This is a genomic window from Mesorhizobium loti CJ3sym, assembly GCF_000472785.1.
Classification (GTDB): Bacteria; Pseudomonadota; Alphaproteobacteria; order Rhizobiales; family Rhizobiaceae; genus Mesorhizobium; species Mesorhizobium loti_E.
The window spans coordinates 13,741-36,363 of record NZ_AXAL01000041.1; the positions used below are offsets into that span (position 1 = coordinate 13,741).

The 22,623-nt window shown below is 58.9% G+C and carries 30 protein-coding genes and 3 pseudogenes; 19 read left to right on the plus strand and 14 right to left on the minus strand.

What is annotated here, in order from left to right; translation table 11 throughout:
• Window position 1 precedes the first annotated feature (1 nt).
• Window positions 2-208: a hypothetical protein gene (locus tag A3A9_RS0133775; protein WP_027062524.1), complete on the plus strand. Its 207-nt coding sequence runs from the start codon at window positions 2-4 to the stop codon at window positions 206-208.
• Between the two features lie 605 nt (window positions 209-813).
• Here A3A9_RS0133775 and A3A9_RS42000 read toward each other — a convergent pair.
• A complete protein-coding gene (locus A3A9_RS42000) occupies window positions 814-1,254 on the minus strand; it encodes a DUF6894 family protein (RefSeq protein WP_051371406.1) in 441 nt (146 codons plus the stop codon).
• A 146-nt stretch (window positions 1,255-1,400) separates the two neighbouring features.
• On the opposite strand from A3A9_RS42000, the gene A3A9_RS40240 reads away from it, so the two are divergent.
• From A3A9_RS40240 to A3A9_RS45995, 7 genes and pseudogenes are all read left to right on the plus strand, one after another.
• Window positions 1,401-1,661: a DUF768 domain-containing protein gene (locus A3A9_RS40240; RefSeq protein WP_051371407.1), complete on the plus strand. Its 261-nt coding sequence runs from the start codon at window positions 1,401-1,403 to the stop codon at window positions 1,659-1,661.
• Window positions 1,662-1,875: 214 nt separating this feature from the next.
• Entirely contained in the window at window positions 1,876-2,184 is a 309-nt protein-coding gene (locus A3A9_RS0133795; protein WP_027062526.1) for a hypothetical protein, read from the plus strand.
• A gap of 341 nt (window positions 2,185-2,525) precedes the next feature.
• Complete coding sequence (locus A3A9_RS0133800; RefSeq protein WP_027062527.1) at window positions 2,526-2,864, plus strand: hypothetical protein; 339 nt, start codon at window positions 2,526-2,528, stop codon at window positions 2,862-2,864.
• A gap of 77 nt (window positions 2,865-2,941) precedes the next feature.
• Window positions 2,942-3,160, plus strand: coding sequence for a DUF768 domain-containing protein (locus A3A9_RS40245; RefSeq protein WP_033839026.1), 219 nt, complete (start codon window positions 2,942-2,944; stop codon window positions 3,158-3,160).
• A gap of 26 nt (window positions 3,161-3,186) precedes the next feature.
• Window positions 3,187-3,360, plus strand: coding sequence for a hypothetical protein (locus tag A3A9_RS45470; RefSeq protein WP_202596436.1), 174 nt, complete (start codon window positions 3,187-3,189; stop codon window positions 3,358-3,360).
• A 93-nt stretch (window positions 3,361-3,453) separates the two neighbouring features.
• Window positions 3,454-3,852, plus strand: a complete 399-nt coding sequence (locus tag A3A9_RS43315) for a GFA family protein (protein ID WP_082222353.1) — start codon at window positions 3,454-3,456, stop codon at window positions 3,850-3,852.
• 296 nt (window positions 3,853-4,148) lie between these two features.
• Window positions 4,149-4,384, plus strand: a pseudogene (locus A3A9_RS45995) (SOS response-associated peptidase family protein); the annotation flags it as partial.
• A 671-nt stretch (window positions 4,385-5,055) separates the two neighbouring features.
• On the opposite strand, the gene A3A9_RS44460 reads toward A3A9_RS45995, so the two are convergent.
• Window positions 5,056-5,379 carry a hypothetical protein gene (locus A3A9_RS44460; protein WP_152536249.1) on the minus strand — a complete coding sequence of 108 codons (324 nt, stop codon included), beginning with the start codon at window positions 5,377-5,379 and terminating at the stop codon, window positions 5,056-5,058.
• A 62-nt stretch (window positions 5,380-5,441) separates the two neighbouring features.
• Here A3A9_RS44460 and A3A9_RS41460 point away from each other — a divergent pair.
• The 3 genes and pseudogenes from A3A9_RS41460 (at window position 5,442) to A3A9_RS46610 (ending at window position 6,654) form a co-directional block, all read left to right on the plus strand.
• Window positions 5,442-6,160: pseudogene (locus tag A3A9_RS41460) on the plus strand (SOS response-associated peptidase).
• A 109-nt stretch (window positions 6,161-6,269) separates the two neighbouring features.
• Window positions 6,270-6,539, plus strand: a complete 270-nt coding sequence (locus A3A9_RS46605; RefSeq protein ID WP_202596437.1) for a DUF4112 domain-containing protein — start codon at window positions 6,270-6,272, stop codon at window positions 6,537-6,539.
• A complete protein-coding gene (locus A3A9_RS46610; protein ID WP_430515907.1) occupies window positions 6,487-6,654 on the plus strand; it encodes a DUF4112 domain-containing protein in 168 nt (55 codons plus the stop codon). Before A3A9_RS46605 ends, A3A9_RS46610 begins: the two co-directional genes overlap by 53 nt.
• A 1,210-nt stretch (window positions 6,655-7,864) precedes the next feature.
• Here the strand turns inward: A3A9_RS46610 and A3A9_RS43325 are convergent.
• Window positions 7,865-8,158 carry a hypothetical protein gene (locus tag A3A9_RS43325; RefSeq protein ID WP_275451225.1) on the minus strand — a complete coding sequence of 98 codons (294 nt, stop codon included), beginning with the start codon at window positions 8,156-8,158 and terminating at the stop codon, window positions 7,865-7,867.
• Window positions 8,159-8,842: 684 nt separating this feature from the next.
• On the opposite strand from A3A9_RS43325, the gene A3A9_RS46615 reads away from it, so the two are divergent.
• Window positions 8,843-9,253: a hypothetical protein gene (locus A3A9_RS46615; protein WP_033839029.1), complete on the plus strand. Its 411-nt coding sequence runs from the start codon at window positions 8,843-8,845 to the stop codon at window positions 9,251-9,253.
• Window positions 9,254-10,887: 1,634 nt separating this feature from the next.
• Here the strand turns inward: A3A9_RS46615 and A3A9_RS46005 are convergent.
• Entirely contained in the window at window positions 10,888-11,208 is a 321-nt protein-coding gene (locus A3A9_RS46005; RefSeq protein ID WP_033839030.1) for a hypothetical protein, read from the minus strand.
• On the opposite strand from A3A9_RS46005, the gene A3A9_RS46010 reads away from it, so the two are divergent.
• Window positions 11,140-11,460, plus strand: a complete 321-nt coding sequence (locus tag A3A9_RS46010; RefSeq protein WP_152536250.1) for a glycosyl hydrolase 108 family protein — start codon at window positions 11,140-11,142, stop codon at window positions 11,458-11,460. The genes A3A9_RS46005 and A3A9_RS46010 overlap by 69 nt on opposite strands.
• On the opposite strand, the pseudogene A3A9_RS46415 reads toward A3A9_RS46010, so the two are convergent.
• Both A3A9_RS46415 and A3A9_RS44470 read right to left on the minus strand, forming a co-directional pair.
• Window positions 11,366-11,901: pseudogene (locus A3A9_RS46415) on the minus strand (divalent metal cation transporter). The gene A3A9_RS46010 and the pseudogene A3A9_RS46415 sit on opposite strands and share 95 nt — an antisense overlap.
• A gap of 120 nt (window positions 11,902-12,021) precedes the next feature.
• Complete coding sequence (locus A3A9_RS44470; protein WP_152536251.1) at window positions 12,022-12,330, minus strand: hypothetical protein; 309 nt, start codon at window positions 12,328-12,330, stop codon at window positions 12,022-12,024.
• A 114-nt stretch (window positions 12,331-12,444) separates the two neighbouring features.
• On the opposite strand from A3A9_RS44470, the gene A3A9_RS0133885 reads away from it, so the two are divergent.
• Together A3A9_RS0133885 and A3A9_RS0133890 are read left to right on the plus strand one after the other, a co-directional pair.
• A complete protein-coding gene (locus A3A9_RS0133885) occupies window positions 12,445-13,989 on the plus strand; it encodes a CHASE2 domain-containing protein (RefSeq protein ID WP_027062534.1) in 1,545 nt (514 codons plus the stop codon).
• Window positions 13,982-14,917, plus strand: a complete 936-nt coding sequence (locus A3A9_RS0133890; protein ID WP_152536252.1) for a hypothetical protein — start codon at window positions 13,982-13,984, stop codon at window positions 14,915-14,917. The genes A3A9_RS0133885 and A3A9_RS0133890 overlap by 8 nt, the downstream gene beginning before the upstream one ends.
• A 98-nt stretch (window positions 14,918-15,015) precedes the next feature.
• On the opposite strand, the gene A3A9_RS40270 is transcribed toward A3A9_RS0133890, so the two are convergent.
• Window positions 15,016-17,487, minus strand: a complete 2,472-nt coding sequence (locus A3A9_RS40270) for a caspase family protein (protein WP_051371408.1) — start codon at window positions 17,485-17,487, stop codon at window positions 15,016-15,018.
• Between the two features lie 124 nt (window positions 17,488-17,611).
• A complete protein-coding gene (locus A3A9_RS44475) occupies window positions 17,612-17,821 on the minus strand; it encodes a hypothetical protein (protein ID WP_152536253.1) in 210 nt (69 codons plus the stop codon).
• 232 nt (window positions 17,822-18,053) lie between these two features.
• Here A3A9_RS44475 and A3A9_RS46620 point away from each other — a divergent pair, with 232 nt between their 5' ends.
• Window positions 18,054-18,404, plus strand: coding sequence for a hypothetical protein (locus tag A3A9_RS46620; protein ID WP_152536254.1), 351 nt, complete (start codon window positions 18,054-18,056; stop codon window positions 18,402-18,404).
• Here the strand turns inward: A3A9_RS46620 and A3A9_RS43355 are convergent.
• From A3A9_RS43355 to A3A9_RS40280, 4 genes are all read right to left on the minus strand, one after another.
• Entirely contained in the window at window positions 18,373-18,705 is a 333-nt protein-coding gene (locus A3A9_RS43355; RefSeq protein ID WP_343286146.1) for a DUF680 domain-containing protein, read from the minus strand. The genes A3A9_RS46620 and A3A9_RS43355 overlap by 32 nt on opposite strands.
• Window positions 18,693-18,947, minus strand: a complete 255-nt coding sequence (locus A3A9_RS0133910) for a DUF680 domain-containing protein (protein ID WP_027062537.1) — start codon at window positions 18,945-18,947, stop codon at window positions 18,693-18,695. Before A3A9_RS0133910 ends, A3A9_RS43355 begins: the two co-directional genes overlap by 13 nt.
• Window positions 18,948-19,259: 312 nt before the next feature.
• Window positions 19,260-19,448: a hypothetical protein gene (locus tag A3A9_RS41470; RefSeq protein ID WP_027062538.1), complete on the minus strand. Its 189-nt coding sequence runs from the start codon at window positions 19,446-19,448 to the stop codon at window positions 19,260-19,262.
• A 303-nt stretch (window positions 19,449-19,751) separates the two neighbouring features.
• Window positions 19,752-20,135 (minus strand): DUF4112 domain-containing protein, encoded by a 384-nt coding sequence (locus tag A3A9_RS40280; RefSeq protein ID WP_051371409.1) that lies wholly within the window; start codon window positions 20,133-20,135, stop codon window positions 19,752-19,754.
• Window positions 20,136-20,226: 91 nt separating this feature from the next.
• Here A3A9_RS40280 and A3A9_RS44955 point away from each other — a divergent pair, with 91 nt between their 5' ends.
• Window positions 20,227-20,385 carry a plasmid partitioning protein RepB C-terminal domain-containing protein gene (locus tag A3A9_RS44955; protein WP_161634571.1) on the plus strand — a complete coding sequence of 53 codons (159 nt, stop codon included), beginning with the start codon at window positions 20,227-20,229 and terminating at the stop codon, window positions 20,383-20,385.
• Window positions 20,386-20,401: 16 nt separating this feature from the next.
• On the opposite strand, the gene A3A9_RS0133925 is transcribed toward A3A9_RS44955, so the two are convergent.
• Window positions 20,402-20,743 carry a hypothetical protein gene (locus A3A9_RS0133925; protein WP_027062539.1) on the minus strand — a complete coding sequence of 114 codons (342 nt, stop codon included), beginning with the start codon at window positions 20,741-20,743 and terminating at the stop codon, window positions 20,402-20,404.
• A 144-nt stretch (window positions 20,744-20,887) separates the two neighbouring features.
• On the minus strand, window positions 20,888-21,220 hold the full coding sequence (locus tag A3A9_RS41475; protein ID WP_245279190.1) for a hypothetical protein: 333 nt from the start codon (window positions 21,218-21,220) through the stop codon (window positions 20,888-20,890).
• Window positions 21,221-21,544: 324 nt separating this feature from the next.
• On the opposite strand from A3A9_RS41475, the gene A3A9_RS0133940 reads away from it, so the two are divergent.
• Both A3A9_RS0133940 and A3A9_RS40290 read left to right on the plus strand, forming a co-directional pair.
• Window positions 21,545-21,823: a hypothetical protein gene (locus tag A3A9_RS0133940; RefSeq protein WP_027062541.1), complete on the plus strand. Its 279-nt coding sequence runs from the start codon at window positions 21,545-21,547 to the stop codon at window positions 21,821-21,823.
• 346 nt (window positions 21,824-22,169) lie between these two features.
• Window positions 22,170-22,409, plus strand: coding sequence for a hypothetical protein (locus A3A9_RS40290; protein WP_051371410.1), 240 nt, complete (start codon window positions 22,170-22,172; stop codon window positions 22,407-22,409).
• Window positions 22,410-22,623 lie beyond the last annotated feature (214 nt).

Genomic DNA, 22,623 nt, shown 5'->3' on the forward strand with positions numbered 1-22,623 from the left:
CATGGCGGTCGCCAAAAAGGACCGGGAGCGCGTGCGCAAGGATGGCAAGGAACGCGTGGTTCCCGAGTACTGGCAGGAACTCGGCGAGGCGTGGCTACAGGGCTATGACGGTTTTCCCTTGGCGGACGACGTCAAGGCCGAACCTGTGAGTGACCGACTTCAAGCTGAGATCGATGATATCACTTTCAGTCAGCAGACCCTAGAATGAACCGTTGCGACGATGGTCCCGATTGTCGTTTTAGTACGCAAGCAGACAGGCATCAAATGAGAGAGACGCCATCGCTATTCAAGCCGTACACCAGACGCACCGACAGAATAGCCAAGGGCTCTGTCGGCCGTGAGCGACCATCACGCTTCCGCCCCAGCATGCAGGTGCAGCGTGACCCACAGCAGAAATCCGGACTGCTTTCAGCCCGAGGAAATCGACTTTCTTTGACCGCCTTTGCAGTGAAGCGACCTTTGTTCGCGGCACGTTCTTTGAGGAGCTTTTGGCGGCTTCTTTGATCCAACTCTACCAAGCTGGCAACACAGATGAAGGGACATTGTTGGAGCTAGGTCGCATCCGAATTGCAAACTTCACCAGCCAGCCCCGGCCCGGCACAATCAGCGATTTTTTAGCCGTCAGGCCAAGGGACGCGACCGGTCGGCCGAAAGTTGATCGAGAGAAATCTAGTTGCGCAGATCGGGAAGCAAAACTTGTCATTGAAGCAGAGCGAAGGAGTCGGGAGGCGAAAACCAAACGTCTTGCCGAAAGTGACGATGAGATTTGAAGCTGACACCGCGCTCCGGTCTGCTGTGCGGAGCCTTATTCCATCAAACTTTTTTCCTTGGCACTCTCCTGGCCAGCAGTCGGTCGATCTCAGCATCTGCAACTGAAAAAAGACTGTCCAAGGCTTCCAACTGCTGTGAAAAGCCGTCCTCCGCAAATTCTCTGCGCAACGCGTTGACCTGGGTCTTTGCACGTGAGAGGGCGGCCACCCATCGGTCACCTCCAGGCTGCTGCTCGTCGCCAATGGTTTCGACAATCCAAGCCGATGCCAGCGTGAGCGTGGCTCGAAAGACATAGGCACCGGTTCCGTCGCGGGCCTTGACCGAGAAGGTTCTGTTCGGCCCATCTGGCAGTTCTTCCCGCACGATGTCAGGCAAGACATCTACGGCTTGATAGCTCAGATCCTTCAGCGTTTCGCACTTTATGCCGTCTTCGTCGAGGGCGAAATCATGGCCATCGTGGATGTCGAAAAAGTACCGGGACACCGTTACCTCCGCGCGTTGACTAAGGAGACAACACAGTGCTGTGCCGTAATGTTCCCGCTACGCCTTCATGCTAAAGAATTACGGTGCTTGGCCGGCCGGAACCTAATGCCGCGACCGAAATTAATCGCTGCGAAATTAATCGCTGAATGACCACGCGCGGGCTGAACTTCCTTCACGAATGGATCTCAAATAATGTTCCGGAGACCGCTACGGCTGACGTCGTTTCAGTCGACGAGCTGACGCACAAGCTTATTGCTGACGCTAAAGCTGTGGTTATCAGGCGGGATGAGATCGATGATGAGGTCGACAGCATTTACCGCACGCTCGTCGACGCGATCGTCCACTTCGACCCCGGTCTCCCTGAATCAGCCAGAGGGCGCTTCGGTTTCTCCATTTATGGCTTGTGAGGCATAATCTGCTCGACGGGCGCACTGTTGACGACGCCGCGTTAACGGACCTTGCGGCGCGGCTATTTTTCGAAGCGGAAATAGCCGGGATCGGCGAGCAAGAGCTCTCGTTAAGCGTGAAAGCATTGGAGCGTGTGGGCCGGCAAGCAAAGCTGCGCGGAACAAATCTCGCGCATTGAAGTTAGTTGGGGGGTTGGTTACGGGGGACTCAGCAATGCTTCTTGCCTTGGACGACGCGAGATCGACAGCGGTGCTGGCCGGCAGAGGAACAGACGCGGAAATCTTCGGCGTGATCGATCTCAGCAGTAAAACGGAAACACGGATCGGCGCCATCAGCTTGGGGCGCGCCATCCAATTCGTCGCCAACGCGTCCGTGCTTGGCTACGATGTTCGCGGTGCAGTGGTCCTGTACGGGGAACCTGGAACACCCAGCTTAAGGGTCTGGGACTGCGAACATCTATGGGCGCAATATGGCGGCGCTCTGGTCCAGCCAGCCCATGCTCACATCAATCTGCCCGGATAGGTTACCACGCTTATTCGGTGGACTACGCGCTCAACGCGGCTAAGGCCGAGCGGAGAATCGCGGCGTGGGCGCTGACGGCCAAATCTTAAGCGGAAGCCAAGGCAGGCCGAAAACGAATCGTAGTGCCGCGCGCATGTCGTCCTTCTTTTGCTTCGCCTTGGCCCGATGCTCTCCCCTTCAGGCGCGGGCTTTTTCGCAGTCGCTCGATTCTCCGAGGCCGGACCGATCTTGGTTAATTGCGTGACTGACAGGAACGAAAGTCGAGATCACGGCTTTCCTTGCGGGTACTTGCTACTAAAACTCGGCCTATTGAAGCGCAGTTTGTCCATTGGAGAGCCGATATGTTGATAAGAAATATGGCAGCATCGTCAGTTATTGTGGGTTTTCTAGCCGGAGGCTGTTTGGCGCAGACGCTGGACGACCCAGCGATTAATGCGTGCAAATCCACCGGACTGCTGGCCCTTCAGGAAAAGTCAAAGGACATCAGCGACCTGGTTATCGACATGGAGAGCATTGCGATGAGCAAGGCTGATACCAGTGTCGGGGACGTGCCCATCAAAACGGTAGTTCTGGGCGAGGCGTATATTGCTCGAAGCGGTAAGACCGGAACGCCAGACCGATTTGTTTGCCTGCTTGGCGAAAAAGGAAAAGTTTTGCTGACATTTTTCACTGCCAAGTGAGAACAAGCCTGAACCGCACGGCTCCGCCGGCGGGTTTTTTGCGTTTCAGGCCATGGTTTTGATAATGGGCACCATCCATGACCACACGCGGCATCAATTTTCTCGACGAATGGATGGCAGAACAACTGCCAGACACCATAATCGACGATCCAATGGCGATCGGCGTCCTGGCGGAACGAGCGGTGCAAGCCGCCGGAAAGGAAGGCATCCCAACCACCGACATCAGCGAGGAGGTACCCAGTGTGTTCGAGGTCATCGCTGAAGCCATGGATCACCGGGAAGGCGGCACCCCCTGATTCTGCGAACGTGCTATGGTTCGCATATGGGCAGGAAGGCGAAGCGCAAAGCAAAGCAGGTGGCTGAAACCCCATTAGATGCCGCGCTCGGAGCGGAAGCAGCCTATTATGCCCGCAAGGTCGGCATAACTATAGACGAAGCCGCCAAGATCATCAGAGAAGCCGCCGCACCGAAGCTGTCTATGGTCCGCAAGGAATAGGCGAAAAGGCTGGTAGTGTCTCAGTTTGTAATCGGCACCTCGTGTTGAGCATCCATACAGTTGCCGCCAACAATCCATGAGCGGAGGTTAGACATGGAAGCGAAATGTCAATGTGGTCAGCTCGCGGTGACGACGCCCGGTCCGAGTTCAACCGTCGTTGCCTGTCATTGCAGCTACTGCCAGCGCCGTAGCGGTTCGCCGTTTGGTGTCTTCGCCTACTATCCCGACGATGTGCTCGCGATCATTGGGGAAGCGACCAAGTATGAGAGGCCCACGGAGACAGGCGGAACGTTCGAAACGTTCTTCTGCCCCGTATGTGGTTCAACCGTTTACGCCCGCGCAAGCAAGCACCCGACTATGCTCGGCATCGCGGTTGGCGCCTTCAACGACGCCAGCTTTCCCGCCCCCGTGCGGTCAGTATGGGAGCAGGGGAAACACCACTGGGTGAGTATACCCGGGCACGCCCAACATTTTCCCAAAGGCCGGTCCTAGCCGCCGCCTTTCCGCCGTCGTTGGTCACACACGCCACCGGCGAACTGATCCGCACTTTCGCCATCGCCACCTGCGGAGCCGTATCCCTCCGGTGACGGCCGCCTTGCGGGGTAAGGGCGAACGTCGGAAGTCCTAGGGATAATCCTAGGAGTAGCCCTATGACAATGCCGCGGACGACTCGCTGAGCGAAGCGATCAGGTGGCCAAACTACTCGTCAGTCTCCGGCCTGAGTTCAATACCCACTGACGGCAGCTCGGCCGGATATCTGGGAACCGCGGCCTTTGCCGGAGGCTTACTGCGAGCCGAACGAGCTGATGGCTACAATCCATGATCGCATGCCGGTGATCCTGGCGCCGGCCGATTATTGCGTTGGCTTGGACCGGAGCCCGATCCGCGCGATCTGATGAAACCCTATCCATCGGACCTGATGAAGATGTGGCCGATAGGCAGCAGGGTAGGTAGTCCGCGAAACAACACGCCCGACATCATCGACAAAATAGGTGTGGGGCCCTTCGACCTGTTCGACGTGTGATCCGGCCTAGCTCTGGATCGTTAAAACTGTCGGGAATTCCTTAACGCTCACATGCGGGGCGCATCGTTCGCATGGGCCGGCCCCATTCAAGGACCCGTCCCCGACTAAAGCCCGCTGCCGCTCCCGTCAGGCCGGCTGCGGGCTTTTTAAAGGGCTGTAGCCGTATTGATGGATCTTACTTTTGGCTTTCTCAGACACCAAAACAGCCAACAGGAAATCAACCCTAGGATTCCCCAGTAACTGGACAGTACGATCTCAACCCCCAAGCGACCTGGTGCTCGACAGATCATGATTGCGAGCATCGGCAAAGCGAAACCCAGGAATCCAAGCAGCAGATAGTCAACTATCGAAGCGTCCTTGGCTCGCCTGAGAAGCAGGTGCCCTGGTAGAATTACAACTATCTCCCAGGCGTATGCAATCACGATTAGCCATATCAAAGCGGCCAAAAACCCGTACTGAGGCCTATTGTGGTTCAATGTAATCGCCGACAACACCATCACTGGGAGCGGTGCCAAGATCAGAGCTGAAACAGTTCGCAAAGTCGCACCTCACAGTAAGCGCTGTGGAGATCGCACAATCTTCTGTCTTTGCAGTTAAAGCAGACCGGCGAATTTTAATTCACTTCTGGCAGCCCTTCTGCCGACCGGCTCGGTCTCTGGTCAGGCACCCGGCTACAATACACTGAACTTGTCAGCTTCCAGCGGAGCCGTCGGCATCGTCGCTATGCACATTTCGCGACGCTGAAAACCACGCCAGCTCAACAAGCTTGCCGGCTTCCCTCGCCGAACCGGCGTAGCCACGGCTCGAGACTCCCAAAGGCGCCAAGCCCTTGCCGTGAGCGGTCGACGTCCCGAACCATTTTCCTTTGGTCGGCCCGTCGTTGAAAAGATAGATCCGGCGACCGAGCCACCCTTCATGCGCCTGTCGATCGCGACGAAGTCTTTGTCGACGTCGTCCCATGTCTTGGCCCATTTCAGTTTCAGTTCGATCGGCACTGCTTGACTCGTTCCCGACGTGTTCCCATTTTGACTGTCCGCAACGATAGGCCGGTGATCTGATGTGTGGACGCGTTTTCGTCAAATCGACAATCCCCGACATGGTGCGGCGTTTCGAGTTCGCCCATGCTGGCGACATCGAACGCATGGGCAACGGCTTCCCTATCTGGAATGGCGCGCCCAGCTTGAGCTATCCGATCATCATTCGCGAAGAACTGTCGACCAGCATGGCTGGCTTTGTCTCGGCAAAGTGGGGCCTGGTCCCCGGCTGGGCTCCTGACGGGAGCGGCCGACCGCCGCCCGTCAACGCTCGCTGCGAGACGATAGCGACCAATGGCTTGTTCCGGAAGGCTTACGCGTCACAGCGCTGCCTGGTGCCGGTGGACGGCTATTTCGAATGGCAGAAGCTCGAAGCTTCGGGGAAGAAGAAGCAGCCGTACGCAATAGCCATGAAAGACGATCAACCGTTCGCCATGGCCGGCATCTGGGAAGAGTATGCCGATAAGGCAACGGGCGAACTGATCCGCACCTTCGCAATCGCGACCTGCGAGCCAAACGAGCTCATGGCAACCATTTATGACAGGATGCCGGTGATCTTGGCGCCGGGCGACTACATGCGATGGCTCCGCCCAGACTGGATCCCCGAGACCTGATGAAGCCATTCCCATCGGACCTGATGAAGATGTGGCCGATCGGCAGCAAGGTGGGATCGCCGCGCAACAATACGCCCGACATCATCGACGAGATCGGCCGTGGGCCTAGCGACCTGTTTGACGTTTGATGGCTGTCTTACGCTTCGGAGCCTTTTGGCGGAGATAAGCCACTGCGCCCAGATTCGCTTGCGCGCCTACTGATCCCTTCCCATATCGTGACGTAGAGAGGTCGGCCCAATGGCACATGCAGCTTCGTGGACTATAGGCGACGCGGAGGATCTGCGCGCACGTGTCGAAAGGCTTGACCGTCTTTCTCGCCTGCTAGACGTGGCATTCGCCATTCCCGGTACCAAAGTTCGCTTCGGCGTCGATGCAATTCTGGGCCTTATTCCTGTCGTCGGCGATTGGGCGGGCGTTGCCCTTTCGAGCATAATCGTGGTCCAGGCGTTTCGAATTGGCGTACCCCGTCAGCATCCTGGTCCGTATGATTGCAAACGTACTCATTGAAGGTGTGATCGGTTCGATACCGGTTGCCGGAGATGCGTTCGATGTCCTTTGGCGTGCTAATCGGCGGAACATGTCCTTGCTGATCAGGCACCTAGAGGGCGAGCATCGAATTTAAAGGGCCTGAAGCGTCGGGCGTTTCAAGTTCGCTGCTTTTCAAGGCAAGTTCAATTAAACAGATCTTGGTTAATTTGAACTACGCTTATTTCGCCAGACTTGCTCGGCAGCATTATCCCCAGCCGTTGCGGTGCCACTCGGGCCCTTCTTGTGGATTTTCGGTATCCAACGACCAGCAGCACGTTTCACAATCCGGCTGCGGTTCACGCTCGTCGTCATCCTCCGGTCGTCATTCGTGCCTGACCAGCCCGTGAGTTACGCCTCGTCATCGCCTGTCGCCGAAGATCCAGACGCTCCGGTGAAGGACTGGGATTGGGACGTTGAATGCCTCCACCTCTTCATTGAAGGTGTAAGGCGGCTAGCAACCGCGACCCGATGAAACCTGGCTGCAAAGCCCGCTGCCTCGCGGTGGCGGTTTTTCATTTGGCGGTGGAGCGCAGCGGGATTAGCGGGCGCAACTCGCTGCCGACGGGCGGAGACGGTAGGCCGCGCCACCCGCCAAAAATGCAGCCCACCGTCACCTGGCAATACGGCGCGGTAGCCCGTGAAGTTGCAAAGTAATAGATGGCCGGCGCCAGTTGGGAGCTGGGTGGGCTTTGGGATGACGCCGGCCAAGCGGAACATCAGGTCCGCCGCACATCACTTATGGCCGAATTGCCGGGATAGGGTTATGACGTGATCGCGGAAGCCTTGATGCCGTTTGGGTTCACGTCGCGTGGATCAAACTGACTGTCAGCCAAAAGGCGAGCGCCACAAAAATAGAACAGCCAAAAGCAACGAATAGGAACCTCATCCGCCTAATTTAGCACACCTGAAACAGAGGCCGCGATCGATTAGGGTGGCAACTCTCCTTACGGATTCGTAAGTGGAGGTTTCTGGCAGCGCCAGCTAATCATCTCCGCCGGCAGCGAACGGCACATTTGTTGCCCGGTGGGCCTCCACCCGCCGAACTAAAAGGCCCGCTGCCTAGAGTTCCTCGGCAGCGGGCCGTCAACACGACGGTGCTTCGCCCCGCGCCGTCCTTACGAATCCGTCATTCGCGCACATTAGCCGTTTCTCATAGGCTCTCCGAGCAGCGAAATTTCAATGCCGCCCTTTCGCTGCAGGGGCATAAGCCCATCAGCCCGCTGCTCCCAAACGTCCCCCCTGCAGCGGGCTGTTCCGCTCAATGCGTCGCCAGAGCAGAACCAATTGCAGCGTGACGTCCAATTTCATCCTGCCGATAAGGGCTTACTCTGATGGACGCACGCCAAGGGCAGTTCCTTTATCGAAGCGGCGAACGAATTCCTGGGCAGGCAGATCGAAGGCTTATCTCTCCTGCTTGATGCGTTCAACCGGCCAGTCCACCAGCGGATTCTCTGCATGGCCGCGATCGTGTCCGCTGAGAAGCGGTATCTGAGTAGTCGTGCCGGGTTGCCGGCAACGATCGCATAGGGTTCAACATCCTTGGTGACGACACTGCAGGCCGCAACAACGGCGCCATCACCGATAGTGACGCCGGACAAGATGGTCGCCCGCGCACCTACCCAAACGTCGTTGCCTAAAAATACGACCTTTCGTCCGAAGGTATTCCATAGTTGTCTTGGTCTTCAGGATCTGGTCCTGCAATCCAAAATTCGATGCCGTCTCCGTCGGGTGGTCGGCGTGATAAATGAAGCGAACTTCGGCGGCAATGGCGCAGAAAGCGCCAATCCGGACTGGGGATTCTTCCGAAATGAAAAGAAACGATCCGCTATGCACCCCATGCGAGTACGGGCCCAGCGTAACAAAAGGAGGCAGCGCGACTTTCGGTCCGAGAAGCCCGCGATCTCGCAGCCAGTCCGTCAATCTTGACACTTATCCCCTTACGCATTCGTCGCGGAAGTCCTGCAATGTAGCGTGCCGCAAATCTTCCCCTACCGAGCCTGCCGCGCGGCCGTGCGTTTTAACTCACGAATCCGTAAGATTTCGATCGTTGAGGGGAGCAAACCGAGCAAGTACATTGCATCCGCACCGGGCCATTGGCTGGTGCTGGCCCGACTGGAAATCCTTTGTCAAATAGAAGACTGGTCGGGCCTCCCCGATACCCAGCCGCATTGGACCGTACTGGCCCGGTGGTGTTCCACTGGATGAAGCCGACTCCTTCCCGGTCACTTCCCGCACGGCCTTCCAGCAGTGGCGGCGACGCTGGCGTGAGGTTGAGGAGCACAATGGCTGAAACGTCCGAAAGTGAAAAGGCTATCGATCTGCGGATCTCTGGGCTGCCGAGGGCGCGCACCTATCGATTTGGGCGGTCCGTTGTCATTAAGTTGAAAAGCAGCAAGCACCCGGCTAACGACGCGGCTCCGACTAGCAGTTCGTCTGCGGTCAATCCGAGAAAACGGGTGAAATCAAAAGCCAACACCTCTGCCATCGCTCTTACCGATCATATAGTCTTGGAACACATCGCATACGTAGAACCGCTAAGGGTCTTCAGTCCGCAACCCGGCATCATGATGGACGATCGCGTCAAGGATCGTCTCGTAGACGCTTCCCGTATCCTCCTCGATCTCAGTGCTGCTGACTCCGACCGTTTTGGCGTCGTCGAACGCCTTTTGCGTCAGCTCGGCGGACTGAGATGATGTCGGCGCCGACGGTTACGGGAACATTCGCCGAAATCCATTTGTACAAAAAATCTGCGCCGCGCTTGCTCATCCGAACCAACCGAACGTAAGGCTGACCATCACGACCGCAATCAGGATTGAGAGCGGCACTGCGGCGATCAGGGCCGCTTCTAAAACTCGTGTTTCCTTATCCCTGAACATCTAGGCCCGCCTCATGGTTCCGCATAATGGCCCGCGCCCTTTTGCAGCCGACGCGGGCCGACCAAGGTCATGCCTAACGTTGGCCAGCAGCCGAACCGGCCCGTCGGGGGACTTAATTAGCTGGCGCTGAAATGGTTCCCGGATGGTTTGGGCGAGCAACTTACAAATCCGTAAGTCGCTTGTATGAGCATAGCCTCATATGAGTAGCTCATGAGAAAGCCGCATCCCGCCGCCTCCGACACCGATACGGACAACCGACCTTATGAGATTGGAGCGTTTGCCGAAAGGCACGGATTAACGTTGAAAGCGGCGGAGGTCATATTGTTGGCGAACGGCCCGTCGCGTGTGGCCTGCGACGCCGCAGCCAAGGCATTCCTCGCAGCGCTGGCCGGACGCCCTCGATTCAAGGCTAGTTGAAGCCCCACACCGCCGAAGCGCCGATCGCCTCCTGGCGCCTCTCTGCGGCCCGCTGTAGTTCGCGGAACGATTGCAAGCGCATTGCTGTTGCGCTATCGCGCCTGGGCGTGTCCAAGCCCCGTCCCTGGCTCGGGCGGTTGGACCAGAGCGCCGCCATATTGCGCCCATAGATGTTCGCAGTCCCAGACCCTCAAGCTGGGCGTTCCAGGTTCCCCGTAGAGGACCATTGCAGCGCGAACATCGTAGCCAAGCACGGACGCGTTGGCGACAAATTGGATGGCGCGCCCCAAGCTGATGGCGCCGATCCGTGTTGCGGCTTTTCGCTGGAGGCGGGCAAACTCCTTTATCTGCTCGGCTGTCAGCTTAGGTGCATGGGCGATCTTGTTGACGAAAGCCTCAAAGGCGGCGTCTGACTGGTCGGGTTTTAGTTCGTGCGCTGCGTCCTCGAACTTCTGCCGCTGCGTCTTATGGTCAGGCTTGTTGGTCCAACAGCGGGAGCCCACGATGGACCCGGCAACAGCGGCAATGGCAGCAGACGGTTTGCGATTCGGCTGAGAGGTCTTAATTTTACCGCTACATTGCGATGATGGATTCTGGGACGAGATGAAGACGATTTGCGTGAAGCCTGACTCGTTAAGCGAGGAAAACGGTTGGCGGTCGTCGCATTTTCAAAGCGACGTCGTATGTTGTTGGCATGCGCGCGGGCATGCGCATCATCCTCCTCGCCCAAGTTGTATGGCTATGGTCGTGTTCATGGAACTCGACCTCGAAATCATGCCCATGGCCGCCATGGCTCAAGCTCAGCCGGGGCGTAAAGGCATGTGGCTCGGGGGATCTTTCAGATATGTGCGAACAGCGGCCTTTTGCTCTGCATCGCCCTCATACGGCACGGAGAATTGATTTCTCCCGCTTGCAGTACGCTTTGCCATCGAGGTGTGCTTGCTCGTCGACGGCTGTCGCTTTGCGGCGTAAGCATGCCGTTGCGTCCACAACCTCGACCGCTCCCCGGGGCGGCGGCGATCCATGGCGGCAAACTAATCCGCGATCCGAAACACGCTGGCTTTACCGCCCGCCGCGTTCCTAACCCTTATCCAGGGTTTTCCCGGCGCCTTGCCAGGCATCAACGGCTTGGGAATCGTCTTCACCACCGCATGAACGGGACTCTGCGCAGCAACCGAAACGGTGCGCACGACTTTCCGACCACTCATCAAGTCAATCCGAAAGCTTTCCAAGGCTCGCTCCTCGCTGCCGAATGTAGCACCTCGTCTAAAAAGAAGGATTAACAAATGGCTGTTTCCCGTGAAAAGGAATCGCTTGCCCGCCTGTTTGCGCACGAAGGCGACTATTCGAACCATCCCGCCGATCCCAGCGGCCCAACCATGAAAGGCGTCACACACGCGTCTATGACGGATCGAGCGATGTGCCAATTCCGCGACCAATATCGTGCGCGCAAGGACATAGAGAAATCCGATATGCGCTTGTCCCCGCCCACGGCCCGGAAGCACTTGCAGGCTACAGCATCCACTGTAAGGCAAGGCCCACCACCGAAAGCGCCATGGCCACCGTGGCGAGCCAACCAAGGGCGCGCAGCCAACCGCCTACCGTGAATTCGCCCATGATATCGCTTCTTCCAGCCATAAGCATCATGACGACCATCACCGGCACGGCGCAGATGCCGTTGATGACCGCGCTCCAGTACAACGCCTGTATCGGATCGATGGGTGTGAACATTATTCCAGTGCCCAGCGCTGCGGCGGCGGCAAGCGTGGCGTAGAAGGCGACAGCCTCCTTGGGCTTTCGCCGTAGCCCCACTTCCCACCGCGTCGCCTCGCCAACGCCGAAGGCTGCGGATCCAGCCAGGACCGGCACGGCGAGCAGCCCCGTGCCGATGATGCCGGCTGAAAGATGATGAATGCGAACTTCCCGGCCACCGGCTCCAGCGCCTTGGCGGCGTCGGTCGAAGAAGCGATATTGGTCACCCCTGCTTTGTGAAGGGTGGCGGCGGTCGTGAAGATGATTGCTAAGGCGATCACATTCGAAAGCGTCATCCCGACGATCGTGTCTGAGCGAATGCGCTGGAACGCTTTCGGAGCTTGCCAGGGTGCCCATTTCAACGGCTTGGCGGTGTGGCTTAAGAAGCGTGGACTTGCCACTCCCCGACGGCCCGATCAGTGCAACAATCTCAGCGAAGGCAGATTTTCGTAGGCGCTGTTGCCAATCACCAGCGCCACGCCGCGCAGCGCCCTGCCCTCCTGCGCCAAGGCAAGCGATGCCAGACACACCTCCATCGCCAAGGCGGCAAACAGCTGGCTTGCCGATGACGTCGGACCCGTCATTTTGACGTGCGATAGGAAAGCTGGAAGCCCCACTGTCCGAAACCCCGTGAAAAAGCCCTTAGCAGGGTCAAGGTGAACTGCGATAAAATCAAGACCCAGATCCCAGCGGTTGCCTGCTGCGCTCGCCGTTTTGTACGCCAATTGTCTCGTCGCTCTGCGGATTGACTCACGGTTGGCTGCAAATCATGATCTGTTATTGTAGCTTGGGCGAATGGATGGGGCGCCAACCCTGCGCATTCGAGAAACCGGATCGACATGAAGGACGAGCCAGGCTCGCATTCGTGGCAGGACTTGTTGCGGGCATTTGCAATAGAATGGCTGTTGCTTTGCGCGCTGGCAGTGCTAGTCAGCCTTGTGGTGACCGGGCTTCGGCATGTCGAAGCGGTCCGGTCTCTGGACCGCGGCGTGACCGACGGCATTATGCGAGAGCTTGCAAAAGCACGCTTGGCGGGTGGTCAGGCACAAAACACACCACGCTACATCTTCGTCAACGTCGGCGAAGAGACCTGCCGTCTTTGGTCCGAGGCTCGCGGCGAGGCTTGCGGTTCTGGATTTGTGACGCCCCGCAAGGCGCTCGCCTCGATGTTGCGGGCGCTTGTTGGCGCCAATGCCGGCCGTGCCGCGATGAAGCTTGTCGTCCTTGACATCGAGCTCGCACCACAGCCTGCCGATAGCATGACCGACAGTGAGCTTTGCGCCCAGACCTATTCAGTCGCGGCATCAATTCCTGTCCTGGCCGTGCGGCCGGTAGTGACTGAGGTCTTCGATCCCGCGCGACCCATCGCCCGGCCCCAGCCCTCGATTTTCGACGATCTCCAGTGCAATGGCCATGCGTTGGGTTCGCCGGCAGCGCAGCTCTGGTTTGCCTCCCCGTTGCTGCAACCTGACCCCGACAATGTCGTGCGCTCTATCTTTGCCTGGCACCAGATACGTTCCGACGACGCCACAGAACGGATTGCGGGCTTCGGTCTGCTTGGCGCAGCACTGGCTGGCGGAGTCGACCGCGATAATCTTGCGTGCCTGTTTCCGGGATCTCGCCACAATCCGCAGGACACCTGCAAGGCCGCCAAGCCTTTCACTCTCGCGCACCACCACTACGACCCGTTGGCCGACGACGAAGCGATCGCTCGAATCCTGTTTTCACTGCCGTCTGACGCAGCCACCTCGACCGCAACAGGTTACAGTTACGCGCCTTTCGTTTTTCAAACCATCGAAGCGTATGAACTGCAGCAACGCCTGGACGAGACGCCCCAATTGCTGGATGGAGCCATCGTCGTCATTGGGGGAAGCTACGCCGCCTCGGGGGATCTGCACGCAACACCACTTGGCCAACGCATGCCTGGAGCCATGGTGCATGCCAATGCCATCAGGGCGATAGCCGCGGGAAATTTCGTTGAAGAACATGAAGGCTGGGGCTGGGAGGCGTTGCTGATCGGTATTGCTAGCCTGATCGGCGCGATTTTCCATGTCGCCGGCCATCGGGCTCATGAGCGGCTACGGTCGCCTTTCAATCACCTCGCCAAGCTTGGATTCGCAGCGGGCTCGATCTTTCTCACGGTGCTGGTTGTCTTCATTCTTGGCGCGGTCCACGCCTTGCATAGCCTTGCGAGCGGCACAGCAGTCGCAGTTATGTCACCGATCATCGCCGTGGCCTTCGAAGGAATGTCCTCAATCCTGCAGGTTGTCCGGGAGGCGTTGTCTGTCGCGCTGGCCTGGGTGCAGGGAATCCAACTTCGGCGGCATGCCGCGCCACAGAGCGCAAGTACTGCTGACGGCCGGAAGGGGAGCAACCATGAGTGACCAGCGGCTAAGAATGCGGCGCGCGGCCAGCGCACTTGCCCTTTTGGTATTAAGTCTCGGGCCTGCCGTGGGCCAGACCGGCGAACCGTCTCTATGTGAATACGGTCCGCAGTCCCGAGCCTCCGTCAACAAGGTTGAGCGTCAAGCCGGAGCAAAGGACTGGCTTCGTGTCGAGCGCGGCAACGAGACAATGCATGCCAAATCGGGTTGCTTTCTACAGCCAGGCGACATTTTACGCCCGGACGCAGGAATAAGTGCCGAAATCCGCATGCCCGACAAGACCACGCGATCAGTCAAATTTCCCGATGTACTGGAAATTCCGGCGGTAGCCGTGACCTCCAGTTTCCAGAGCCTTCTGGATTTCACGCTCGGTATTCTTGGCAGTGATTGGCAAGATGCCCGTGACATGGCCACTGCTGTCGTTGGCGACACGCGCGAGACGATACCGTCGCGCTACCTGATCATGCCGGGCGTCTTCGACGTCGGCGAACAGTCGATCGATACCAGCCATCCACTTTGGCTGCGCTGGGTCGGGAGCATAGCGCCATTTTCAATTTCGATTCGAGGACGGGACGGCGCCGACCGCACAACACACGTGCTGCAGATCACCAGCGAGCGCCACGCAAAACTTGATTTGTCCGGTATGGCCGTTGGTGTTTCCGCACTCGAAGTCAAAGGGGCAAACGGTGTAGCCCTCGCCTTACCCCTTCGCCTTGTGGCGCCGGGCGAGGTTCCGCCTCCCCAGGGCGCAACCACCAATGACGCGTCCAGCCAGGAGTATCGATCGGAGGCAGCAATCTTCCTGCTGCGGCGTGCGCCTTCGACATGGCGGCTGGAAGCCATTTCGCGTTTGCTGGCCTTGGCCAGTGAGGACGACGATTTCTTTGCGCAGGCCATTGTCGGCCTCGAAAACATCACGAGGAGGTAGGCTCAAGGCGGCCGAGCAAGGCGACGCCGATGCGAGGATCGTTGTCGATTTCCTTTGGACGACCTCATTAAGGGGCCAGGAATTCAGCAGTGCAATTGCTATTTCAATGAGGCAAGGGCTTGATCGATCTCTGCCATGTGCTCGCTGAAGTACCCATCATATTGTGGGTAGCCCGCGCCACGGTAGAATGTCCAGGCTGTTTGCATCGCTTGACGAGCCTCGGTAATCAGCTTCGCGTCGGATCTCTTGCGCCCCAGTATGAGGAGCGCCTCGCCGACGCTGCCTTGCAGCGATGCCCACTGCAGCGGTGCGCTCTGGCGCGTCCATTCCTCCAGAGCATCCTGATACGAGGCGAGCCCCGCTTCGATGGTTGCCTCGTCCCCAGACCGCTCGCCGGCGACCACAAGCGTTCGCCCCAGATTGTTATGTGCGGTCGCCCAGCCGAAGGGCTCGCGCTCGCGCGTCCACTCTTCAAGCGCCCTCCGATAAGCCTGGGCCGCCAACGTGAGACTTGCTGTCCCGGTCTCGCGCTGGCCAAGGGAGGACAGGGCATTGCCCAGATTGCTCTGTTCCGTAGCCCACAGCAGCGGCACGCGTTCGCGCGTGTTCTCCATGAGCGCGGCATTGTAGGCGTCCACGGCACGCCGAAGCATCTCGCTGCCGTCGAGCCGGTCGCCGATCGCCCATAGTGCGCTGCCGAGCCCATCCTGCGTCGCGGCCCAGGAGAGGGGATCAAGCTTGCGGGTCAGTGTCGTCAGCACATCCTGGTAGGCGTCGACTGCTTCACGCAACCGGTCCGGCTCGTTGCCGCGCAAGCCGATCCAAGCGATGGCGTCGGCTTCGCCCTTACGCGCCAAAGCCCACTTGAGTGGCTGTCGGTCACGCGAAATCGCCTGCCGAGCGGCAGCGAAGGCAATCGCCGCTTGCTGGTATTGCTCAGGTCCGCTCTTGCGCGTGCCAAGCAATACTAGCGCGGTGCCGAGATTGGACTGAGCCTCTGCCCACAGCGAGGGATCGACCTCTTTGATGCCGCTGGAGACAATGCCGGAGAAGATGCCAACCGCTTGCTCCAGCGATGCGGAGTCGCTCTGGCGCTCCCCATATATATACATCGCCAGGCCGAGGTCGTTCTGGGTCATCACCAATTGCGCTGTCAGGCGATCCTGGGGAAGCAGCTTGGCCGCTTCGGCAAAGGTTCGCATCGAGACCTGCAATGCCTTGTTGTCGCCGCGAAACGTGCCATAAGCGCGGATGGCATTGGCTTGCGCCAGCTTGTAATGCCAGGCGAGGTTCGTGTCCCATTTCTTCACCTCCTCGAACGCCTTGCGGTAATCGTCGGCGGCCTCCATCTGCTGGAAGGCGAGGAAATAGGTATCGCCGCTGCGGCTATAGACTTCCGCGAATTCGATCCGCCTGGCCTTCACGTCGGCCTCAGCCTGATCGACAGTTTTGGACAGTTGCGCAACGCGCGCCTTGGCCTGTTGCTGGAACTGGATCGCTGCGGTCACCGCACCATCGGCAAGCGCCTCTTCCGCGAGCTTCGACAAGCGCACGATGTCCACGTCAGTGCTCTTCAGCGCCTGCCTTTCCGCAATGATGGTCTTGAGATACTCGGTCTGGCCGCGCAGCAGCCGGTCCAGTTCGCGCGGGTCGCTCGGCACATCGGTGCCAAGAGCGGCTAGCAGGCCATAGAGCGTGCCGAGCGGAACAGCTTCTGAGTTAGCCGCGGCTTCGACGATACGCCTGGTGTCAGGAGGTGTGGTGGCGATGGTGAGCAGCAGCTTGCGGTGCTCGCCGCGGATGGCGGCATCGTCACCCGTCGCCTGTTCCGGCGACAGTCCGAAATAAAGCAGCCTGCGCAGGCTGGCATTGGTCCATGGCCGCTGGCGGCCACCGGTCTGCACATAGACTTCTTCGGCGACCATTGTCATCACGTCGCCGAAGGCAAAGCCACCGGCAGCGAGATGCTTCAGCAGGGCTGCAGCATAGGGGCTGTTGCCGCCAGCATCCCCGTCGAGTGCAGCGTGGCCAGGCTCGGCGGCAAAGCCGATCACCTCGCCCAGACTTTGGGGGGCGTCGGCGGCATCGGCCAGTGAAGCCGCTCCCCGTGTCATGTCGAGCCCCGCGGCTGCGACCAACACCGGGCCGGAGGCCGTGGTCATTGTTGCGCCCGGAGGGAATGGGTTGGTGCGACACGCGTCCAGCAACACGATTGCGACGGGAACCCTGGCCTTAAGATCAGCCAGCAGACCAGACAACGGTACCAGGCTCTCGCCGGCCTCGGCAAGCGAGGACGGGTCTGCGCTGACAGGCACGAGATAGTTCTCACCGCCGGCTTCGATGCCGTGTCCCGAATAGTAGAGCAGCGCGACATCGGCGCCGGCTGCGTCTTCCACGAAGCGTTGCAGGCTGCGGTCGAGCTTCGCCTTGTCGCCGTCGGTTACCGAGGTGACGTCGAAGCCGAGTTCGCCCAGTAGCCTGTCGACGGCACGGGCGTCGTTTGCGGGGTTTGGCAGGGTGGGCAGATTGTCATAGTGCGACTCGCCAATCACCAGGGCCACGCCGCGCATCGGTTTGGCATCCGCAGCGCACGCTGGTGCGTGGAAAAAGAGCGCGAAACATACCGCTAACAGCAGCGCTGCAGCTAGGGCTCCACGATGCCGGCCCACCATCCCCATCTTTCGCCCTAGATGTTCATTCCGAGCCTATCGTAATGCGTCGATGATGGCGGCTCAATGGCAGTTGCGGCAACGCGGTCAATGTCCGGCGGTGGCGATAACCAACCGAGGAAAGCGCCAGGCTGGACTCCGTGAAATTCGGAACAGAGCTTAGCCGTTCGCCAGCGTTGCGATCTCTGATATCGGACGAGATGCGTTCTAAGCCTTCATCTGTACTTTGCGCCATGCCGCAGCTCCTCGAGTGCGCAAGTCCCCACATTACCGCGGCATCCGCCCAATAGCTCAGGGCGATAGTGGTTGGACTGAATGTCAGAAATGCGCCTCGAAGCCGATATCAAGAGTCGGCGTACCGAATGTCCTGTTTGGGGCCGAGAGCGGACTGGCATTGACCGAGGCGCCAGGCTGCTCGCCGACAAAGGGCTATGATACCAACGCCCTGCCCTCACCGAGCGAAAGGCATGGGCCAATATATCGCCCAAGGCAAACCGCAAGGGCCCGATCTGCTTCAGTCGCTTCCTCTAAAAGGCGCGCAACCAGGATTTTCGGTTCGCACCGATCGCATCGCCGGGGTCGAATTCCTCGAAGACCGCTGCGGCCGCCGCCCCGGTGACCTGCGAATCCGCTGGAAACGCCACATGGAAGCGAAGGGCTTTCGGCTACCATGGGGCACGAGATTGGCGCGGCGCACTGCCGGCGTCAAAAAAGTTCTGACCATGGTGCTGTGGAATGACGGAGGGCCAAAGGGCTTGGCCCTCCGTCCCCTGATTGCGCAGTGGGTCAGGCCCGGAGGGGACAGTCCCGACCCGTGAACTCAGCGACCCCAGGTGCCTTGTGGCCGGGTTCGTCCGCATCAGATTTCATCGTCGCCTGGACGCCGTGCCGGACCATGTCCGGTTTGCGGATCGAGGCGGTGTAGGTGTCGTCGACAGCAGGAGCGCTCTGATTGGTGTGCTGCGGGTCAAAATGGTCGCTGCCGGCAAAGGCGGCGCTCGTGGCAACGAGGAAGGCGGCAGCGGCAAGTGCGAGGTCTTTTATGTCGATGGTTCCTGATGTTGAATGTTGAAGATGTTCGAGGGATTGGTGGTGCGATATCGTGATCAGCGGCCCCAGAGGCCGTCGTTGTTGTGCCTGTTGATGATGTCCTGCACCGAGGCCGGGTTGGTGCCGGTCGTGGTGTCGACGGCGTCCTGGCGAGCAGTGTTGGGGCGCGCGGTGTTGGGGGTCGAGGCGGTGGCAGCAGTGTCGACAGAAGCGACCGGCTGGTTGGAGTTGTTGGCGCCGTGATCACTGCCGGCGAAGGCAGAGCTTGCGGCAAGCAACATCGCAGCCACGCTGAGAGCGAGCTTGGTCATTTCGATAGGTCCTTGTTCCGTTTCTTGGTTGCGCGCCGAGAGAACGGCCTCGCTGATAACAAGACCCGGAAGGGCATCCCTTTATTCCTGGGTGCCGTCAGATTTCATTTGGAGGTCCAAAAATCGGGGCTGGCGGGCGGCCCGCGCGTGAAAGAGGTGGGGGCAACCTCTCTTGCCTGCTTCCTCTTTGGCGGATGCTGCGCGGTGACCAGCGCAGGCTGGCCACCGCGCGACAATAGCCTGCAAGGCATGTTTAGCGCGCGCGGTTCATCTCCACACTCGTCTTCGGGCTGTTATGGATCGTCTGGAAGATCACGCAATATTTGTCGGTGAGTTCCGCCAGTTGACCGAGCTCGGCGTCCGTCGCGTCGGTGTCGACATCGAATGCCAGCCGATCGCCGCGAAGCCGACCGGCACGTCGTCGGCCACGCCCATCGTGCCGCGCAGGTCGACGTCGCCTTCGGCGATGACGACGACCGAGCAGAGCGGGATCTGCAGCACTGCGTCAACGGCCCGGTCATCTTTCTCCCCGCAAAGGGAGAGCCAGCGATGAAAGCTGCAATACGGCGTAAATGACTATCACCGTGCCATGGGCGATGTCCGCTTTTGATGAATGGACGGGAACGCAGGAATGACTGCCATTGGGCGGTGGCTGCCATTCGAAGGTCCGGCGAGCATCGCTACCATGATGGGATGCTCAAGGATGCAAATCTATCGCATCTTAAATGCCAACGAGTGATCAAAGATTAGTTTTGAGCCTCGATGAGACCAGCGAACCGGTAACGCCTCACCGCCTCGGTTCCCTCAAATTCGACGCTCGCGTTCAAGATGCCTGATCAGCAAGGACATGTTCCGCCGATTAGCACGCCAAAAGACATCGAATGCATCTCCGGCAATCGGTATCGAACCGATCACACCTTCAATAACTACGTTCGCAATCATGCGGATGAGCACGCTGACGGGCACGCCAATTCGAAAAGCCTCGACCACGATTATGCTCGAAAGGGCTACGCCCGCCCAATCACCAACGACGGGGATAAGGCCCAGAATTGCATCAACGCCGAAGCGAACTTTGGTACCGGGAATGGCGAACGCTACGTCTAGCAGGCGAGAAAGGCGGTCAAGCCTTTCGACACGTGCACGCAGATCGCTGGCGTCACCGATAGTCCATGATGCTGTATGTGCCATTGGGCCGACCTCTATACTGCATACGATATGGGAAGGGATCGGCAGGCGCGCAAGCGACTGTAAAGGCGCAGTGGCACCCTCGGAGTCTCCGATGCTCGATATAGTGATTGTTCCATCCTATCATCAGGGCGGCCTCGAACTTGTAGCGGCACGCGGCTATCTGAACCGGCTGATGGATAACGCGCCCGTTGTCCGGTACCTCGCCCGGACTTTTCCCGAGGCCCTGTCTAGAATTTCAGAAGATGATTGATCCCACCGGTCATAACTTAGCCACGACGTTGACGCGGTGGCGCGGACAGTGTTCCTGGCCGGCGCCGGTCCGGCCACTTTCCCAAAAGCGGTGTTGCTTCGTTCTCGCCTATTACCGATGTGCCGATGATGGGGATTAGTGACGGTTCTGATGTCTTATCCCGACGCTTTTTCAGTGCTTCGATTTCGTCGTCACGCCGAGTGATGCGGCTTTCCAAATTGGCAATGCGTTCGGTCAGGAAATAGCGGCCGACGATGAATCCTCCACCCCCAAAAAGGAGAGCAAAGGTCAGGAAGGCTATGGGGTTGTCGATGAGAAGAGCAGAATTGGTTCGGAAGAATTCGATTAGGTCGTGCATTGCCCAAATTCCTTCAGTTTCTCGGAAGGGTGTAGATTTCCAGGCGAACCGGTCCGCGCTTGGTGCATCTCGTGCAGAAAAGCGCCCGCTCGATCGTGCTGAAAAGGGCTTGCTTGCCATAGCGCCGGACCATCGCTTCCGACTTCACTTCCGCATGATGCGAGCAGTGAACGCAGTGGGCGCGCGAAACTGCCAGCTGCGCAGATCGCCCAAGGCCACATCCAGTCCAGGGTGAATATTTCCGTCTATGATCGTCTGCGGCGGGAGCTTAGCTTCGCCCGGTGTCAGAACCTTCTCCATGATGTGGCGACTGTCGTAGTGGATCAACAGCATGCCGGGTCGCCGCCGCATCGCAGCTTGCCAGGCAGCCATGCTGACGGCGAAATCGGAGGACCGGCTGATGGTTTCGAGAAGCGTCTTCTCATCCTCGCTGTCCCACACCTCGATGCGGTAATTGTTCTCATCGCGGTTGCTCATAGTGGTCGTGCCCCATGCCAGCCGCGCGAAAAGCCGGATGAAACTGCCGCGCGCGATAGGGCAAGCTCACGTTCCAGCTCCACGTCCCTCGCAAGGGCCAACAACAAAGCGGCGACGACATCGCCACCTGCCGCATCTATCGCTTCCAGGCCAATCCTCTCCAATTCCGACATAGCTTCGCCGGCTGGCGCGTCCTGGCACTTTCCCATTGCCTTTCCTGCTCACAAGCTGTCAGGGAATAAGGAACATATTCCTGTCCCGTCAAGGTGCACTTGACACATTTGTTCTTATTTTGTTCACTGTCGGCAAATTGGAGACACAGTCTTGAAACCAATCACCGCCACCGAAGACGAGCAACCCGAACTCTACGCCATCGTCAGGCGAGAGCTTCCCGCCATACACCGAGCCGTCAACAAGATGGCCAAACAGATGCGCGGCCTTTCCGATGTCAGCCAAAAGCAGGCGATCGCCGAATTGACCGCCATGTGGTGCCTGGCAAATTATCCGGGAAACCTTGACCTCGCGATATCACTTTCGGACGCGATACGTCACCAGACCGATATACACCTTCGAGAAGCCCAAAAGGCTGGCGCCCGCCACTGATGGTCAAGCGCAACCGCACGATATCGACTCCGTCGGTCATAGATCGGCGGCGGTCGCACTAGGTCGCCTTGCCTGACTATATACGCATGCTGTCGCGGCGGGACCGCTTTATGCCCGCCCTCGCAGCGGCTCATCCTAGCCAGAAGCCGTGCTCCGCGAGCGAGGGCCATTTTAACATGCAATCTTTAAGGGCAGTAACCGTTGACTCTCGCATTCCGAGTGGGAAAAATGCCGATGTGGCTCTTTACAGCAATCGTTATTGGGTTTGCCTTGGCTCTGTCCCTTGAGTGGGCCGTGGGCGGCTTTTCAAGGTAGCGCACCCCTTCCACTATATTTGTGACGCAAAATGGCGAAGCGACCGAAAATTCAGATGTTGCCGACGGTTCGTGGCTGCACGATCGACATGGAGGGCGATGAGCCGCGACCGACCAAGTGCATAGTCGGGCTTCTGACAGAGGATGGGGTCACCCAGTTCGCACTCAGCAAGCAAGGCGCCAAGACCATGATGCTGGCGCTTCAGACCTTTCTCGACAGGGTGGACGCTGCGAAGCGCGAGGCGGCCGTCAAACGTCAAACAGATCGCTAGGCCCCCGGCCGATCTCGTCGATGATGTCGGGCGTGTTGTTGCGAGGCGACCCGACCTTGCTATTGATCGGCCACATCTTCATCAGATCGGACGGGAACGGGTTCATCAGGTCGCGAGGATCTAGGCTCAGGACTCATTGATCAGAGCCAGAAGATTACGGTTGCAGCGATGCAGATCGCGGACATGAAGGTGTGGGCGCAGCGGTCATAGCGTG

Bases quoted from the DNA above. Each gene is read 5' to 3' on its own strand.
- A3A9_RS0133775 (WP_027062524.1), top strand. From the start codon at position 2: ATGGCGGTCGCCAAAAAGGACCGGGAGCGCGTGCGCAAGGATGGCAAG.
- A3A9_RS40240 (WP_051371407.1), top strand. From the start codon at position 1,401: ATGACCACGCGCGGGCTGAACTTCCTTCACGAATGGATCTCAAATAAT.
- A3A9_RS0133795 (WP_027062526.1), top strand. From the start codon at position 1,876: ATGCTTCTTGCCTTGGACGACGCGAGATCGACAGCGGTGCTGGCCGGC.
- A3A9_RS0133800 (WP_027062527.1), top strand. From the start codon at position 2,526: ATGTTGATAAGAAATATGGCAGCATCGTCAGTTATTGTGGGTTTTCTA.
- A3A9_RS40245 (WP_033839026.1), top strand. From the start codon at position 2,942: ATGACCACACGCGGCATCAATTTTCTCGACGAATGGATGGCAGAACAA.
- A3A9_RS45470 (WP_202596436.1), top strand. From the start codon at position 3,187: ATGGGCAGGAAGGCGAAGCGCAAAGCAAAGCAGGTGGCTGAAACCCCA.
- A3A9_RS43315 (WP_082222353.1), top strand. From the start codon at position 3,454: ATGGAAGCGAAATGTCAATGTGGTCAGCTCGCGGTGACGACGCCCGGT.
- A3A9_RS46605 (WP_202596437.1), top strand. From the start codon at position 6,270: ATGGCACATGCAGCTTCGTGGACTATAGGCGACGCGGAGGATCTGCGC.
- A3A9_RS46615 (WP_033839029.1), top strand. From the start codon at position 8,843: ATGGCTGAAACGTCCGAAAGTGAAAAGGCTATCGATCTGCGGATCTCT.
- A3A9_RS46010 (WP_152536250.1), top strand. From the start codon at position 11,140: ATGGCTGTTTCCCGTGAAAAGGAATCGCTTGCCCGCCTGTTTGCGCAC.
- A3A9_RS46005 (WP_033839030.1), bottom strand. From the start codon at position 11,208: ATGGTTCGAATAGTCGCCTTCGTGCGCAAACAGGCGGGCAAGCGATTC.
- A3A9_RS0133885 (WP_027062534.1), top strand. From the start codon at position 12,445: ATGAAGGACGAGCCAGGCTCGCATTCGTGGCAGGACTTGTTGCGGGCA.
- A3A9_RS0133890 (WP_152536252.1), top strand. From the start codon at position 13,982: ATGAGTGACCAGCGGCTAAGAATGCGGCGCGCGGCCAGCGCACTTGCC.
- A3A9_RS40270 (WP_051371408.1), bottom strand. From the start codon at position 17,487: ATGCGCGGCGTGGCCCTGGTGATTGGCGAGTCGCACTATGACAATCTG.
- A3A9_RS44475 (WP_152536253.1), bottom strand. From the start codon at position 17,821: ATGGCGCAAAGTACAGATGAAGGCTTAGAACGCATCTCGTCCGATATC.
- A3A9_RS46620 (WP_152536254.1), top strand. From the start codon at position 18,054: ATGGGCCAATATATCGCCCAAGGCAAACCGCAAGGGCCCGATCTGCTT.
- A3A9_RS0133910 (WP_027062537.1), bottom strand. From the start codon at position 18,947: ATGACCAAGCTCGCTCTCAGCGTGGCTGCGATGTTGCTTGCCGCAAGC.
- A3A9_RS40280 (WP_051371409.1), bottom strand. From the start codon at position 20,135: ATGGCACATACAGCATCATGGACTATCGGTGACGCCAGCGATCTGCGT.
- A3A9_RS44955 (WP_161634571.1), top strand. From the start codon at position 20,227: ATGCTCGATATAGTGATTGTTCCATCCTATCATCAGGGCGGCCTCGAA.
- A3A9_RS0133925 (WP_027062539.1), bottom strand. From the start codon at position 20,743: ATGCACGACCTAATCGAATTCTTCCGAACCAATTCTGCTCTTCTCATC.
- A3A9_RS41475 (WP_245279190.1), bottom strand. From the start codon at position 21,220: ATGAGCAACCGCGATGAGAACAATTACCGCATCGAGGTGTGGGACAGC.
- A3A9_RS40290 (WP_051371410.1), top strand. From the start codon at position 22,170: ATGGCGAAGCGACCGAAAATTCAGATGTTGCCGACGGTTCGTGGCTGC.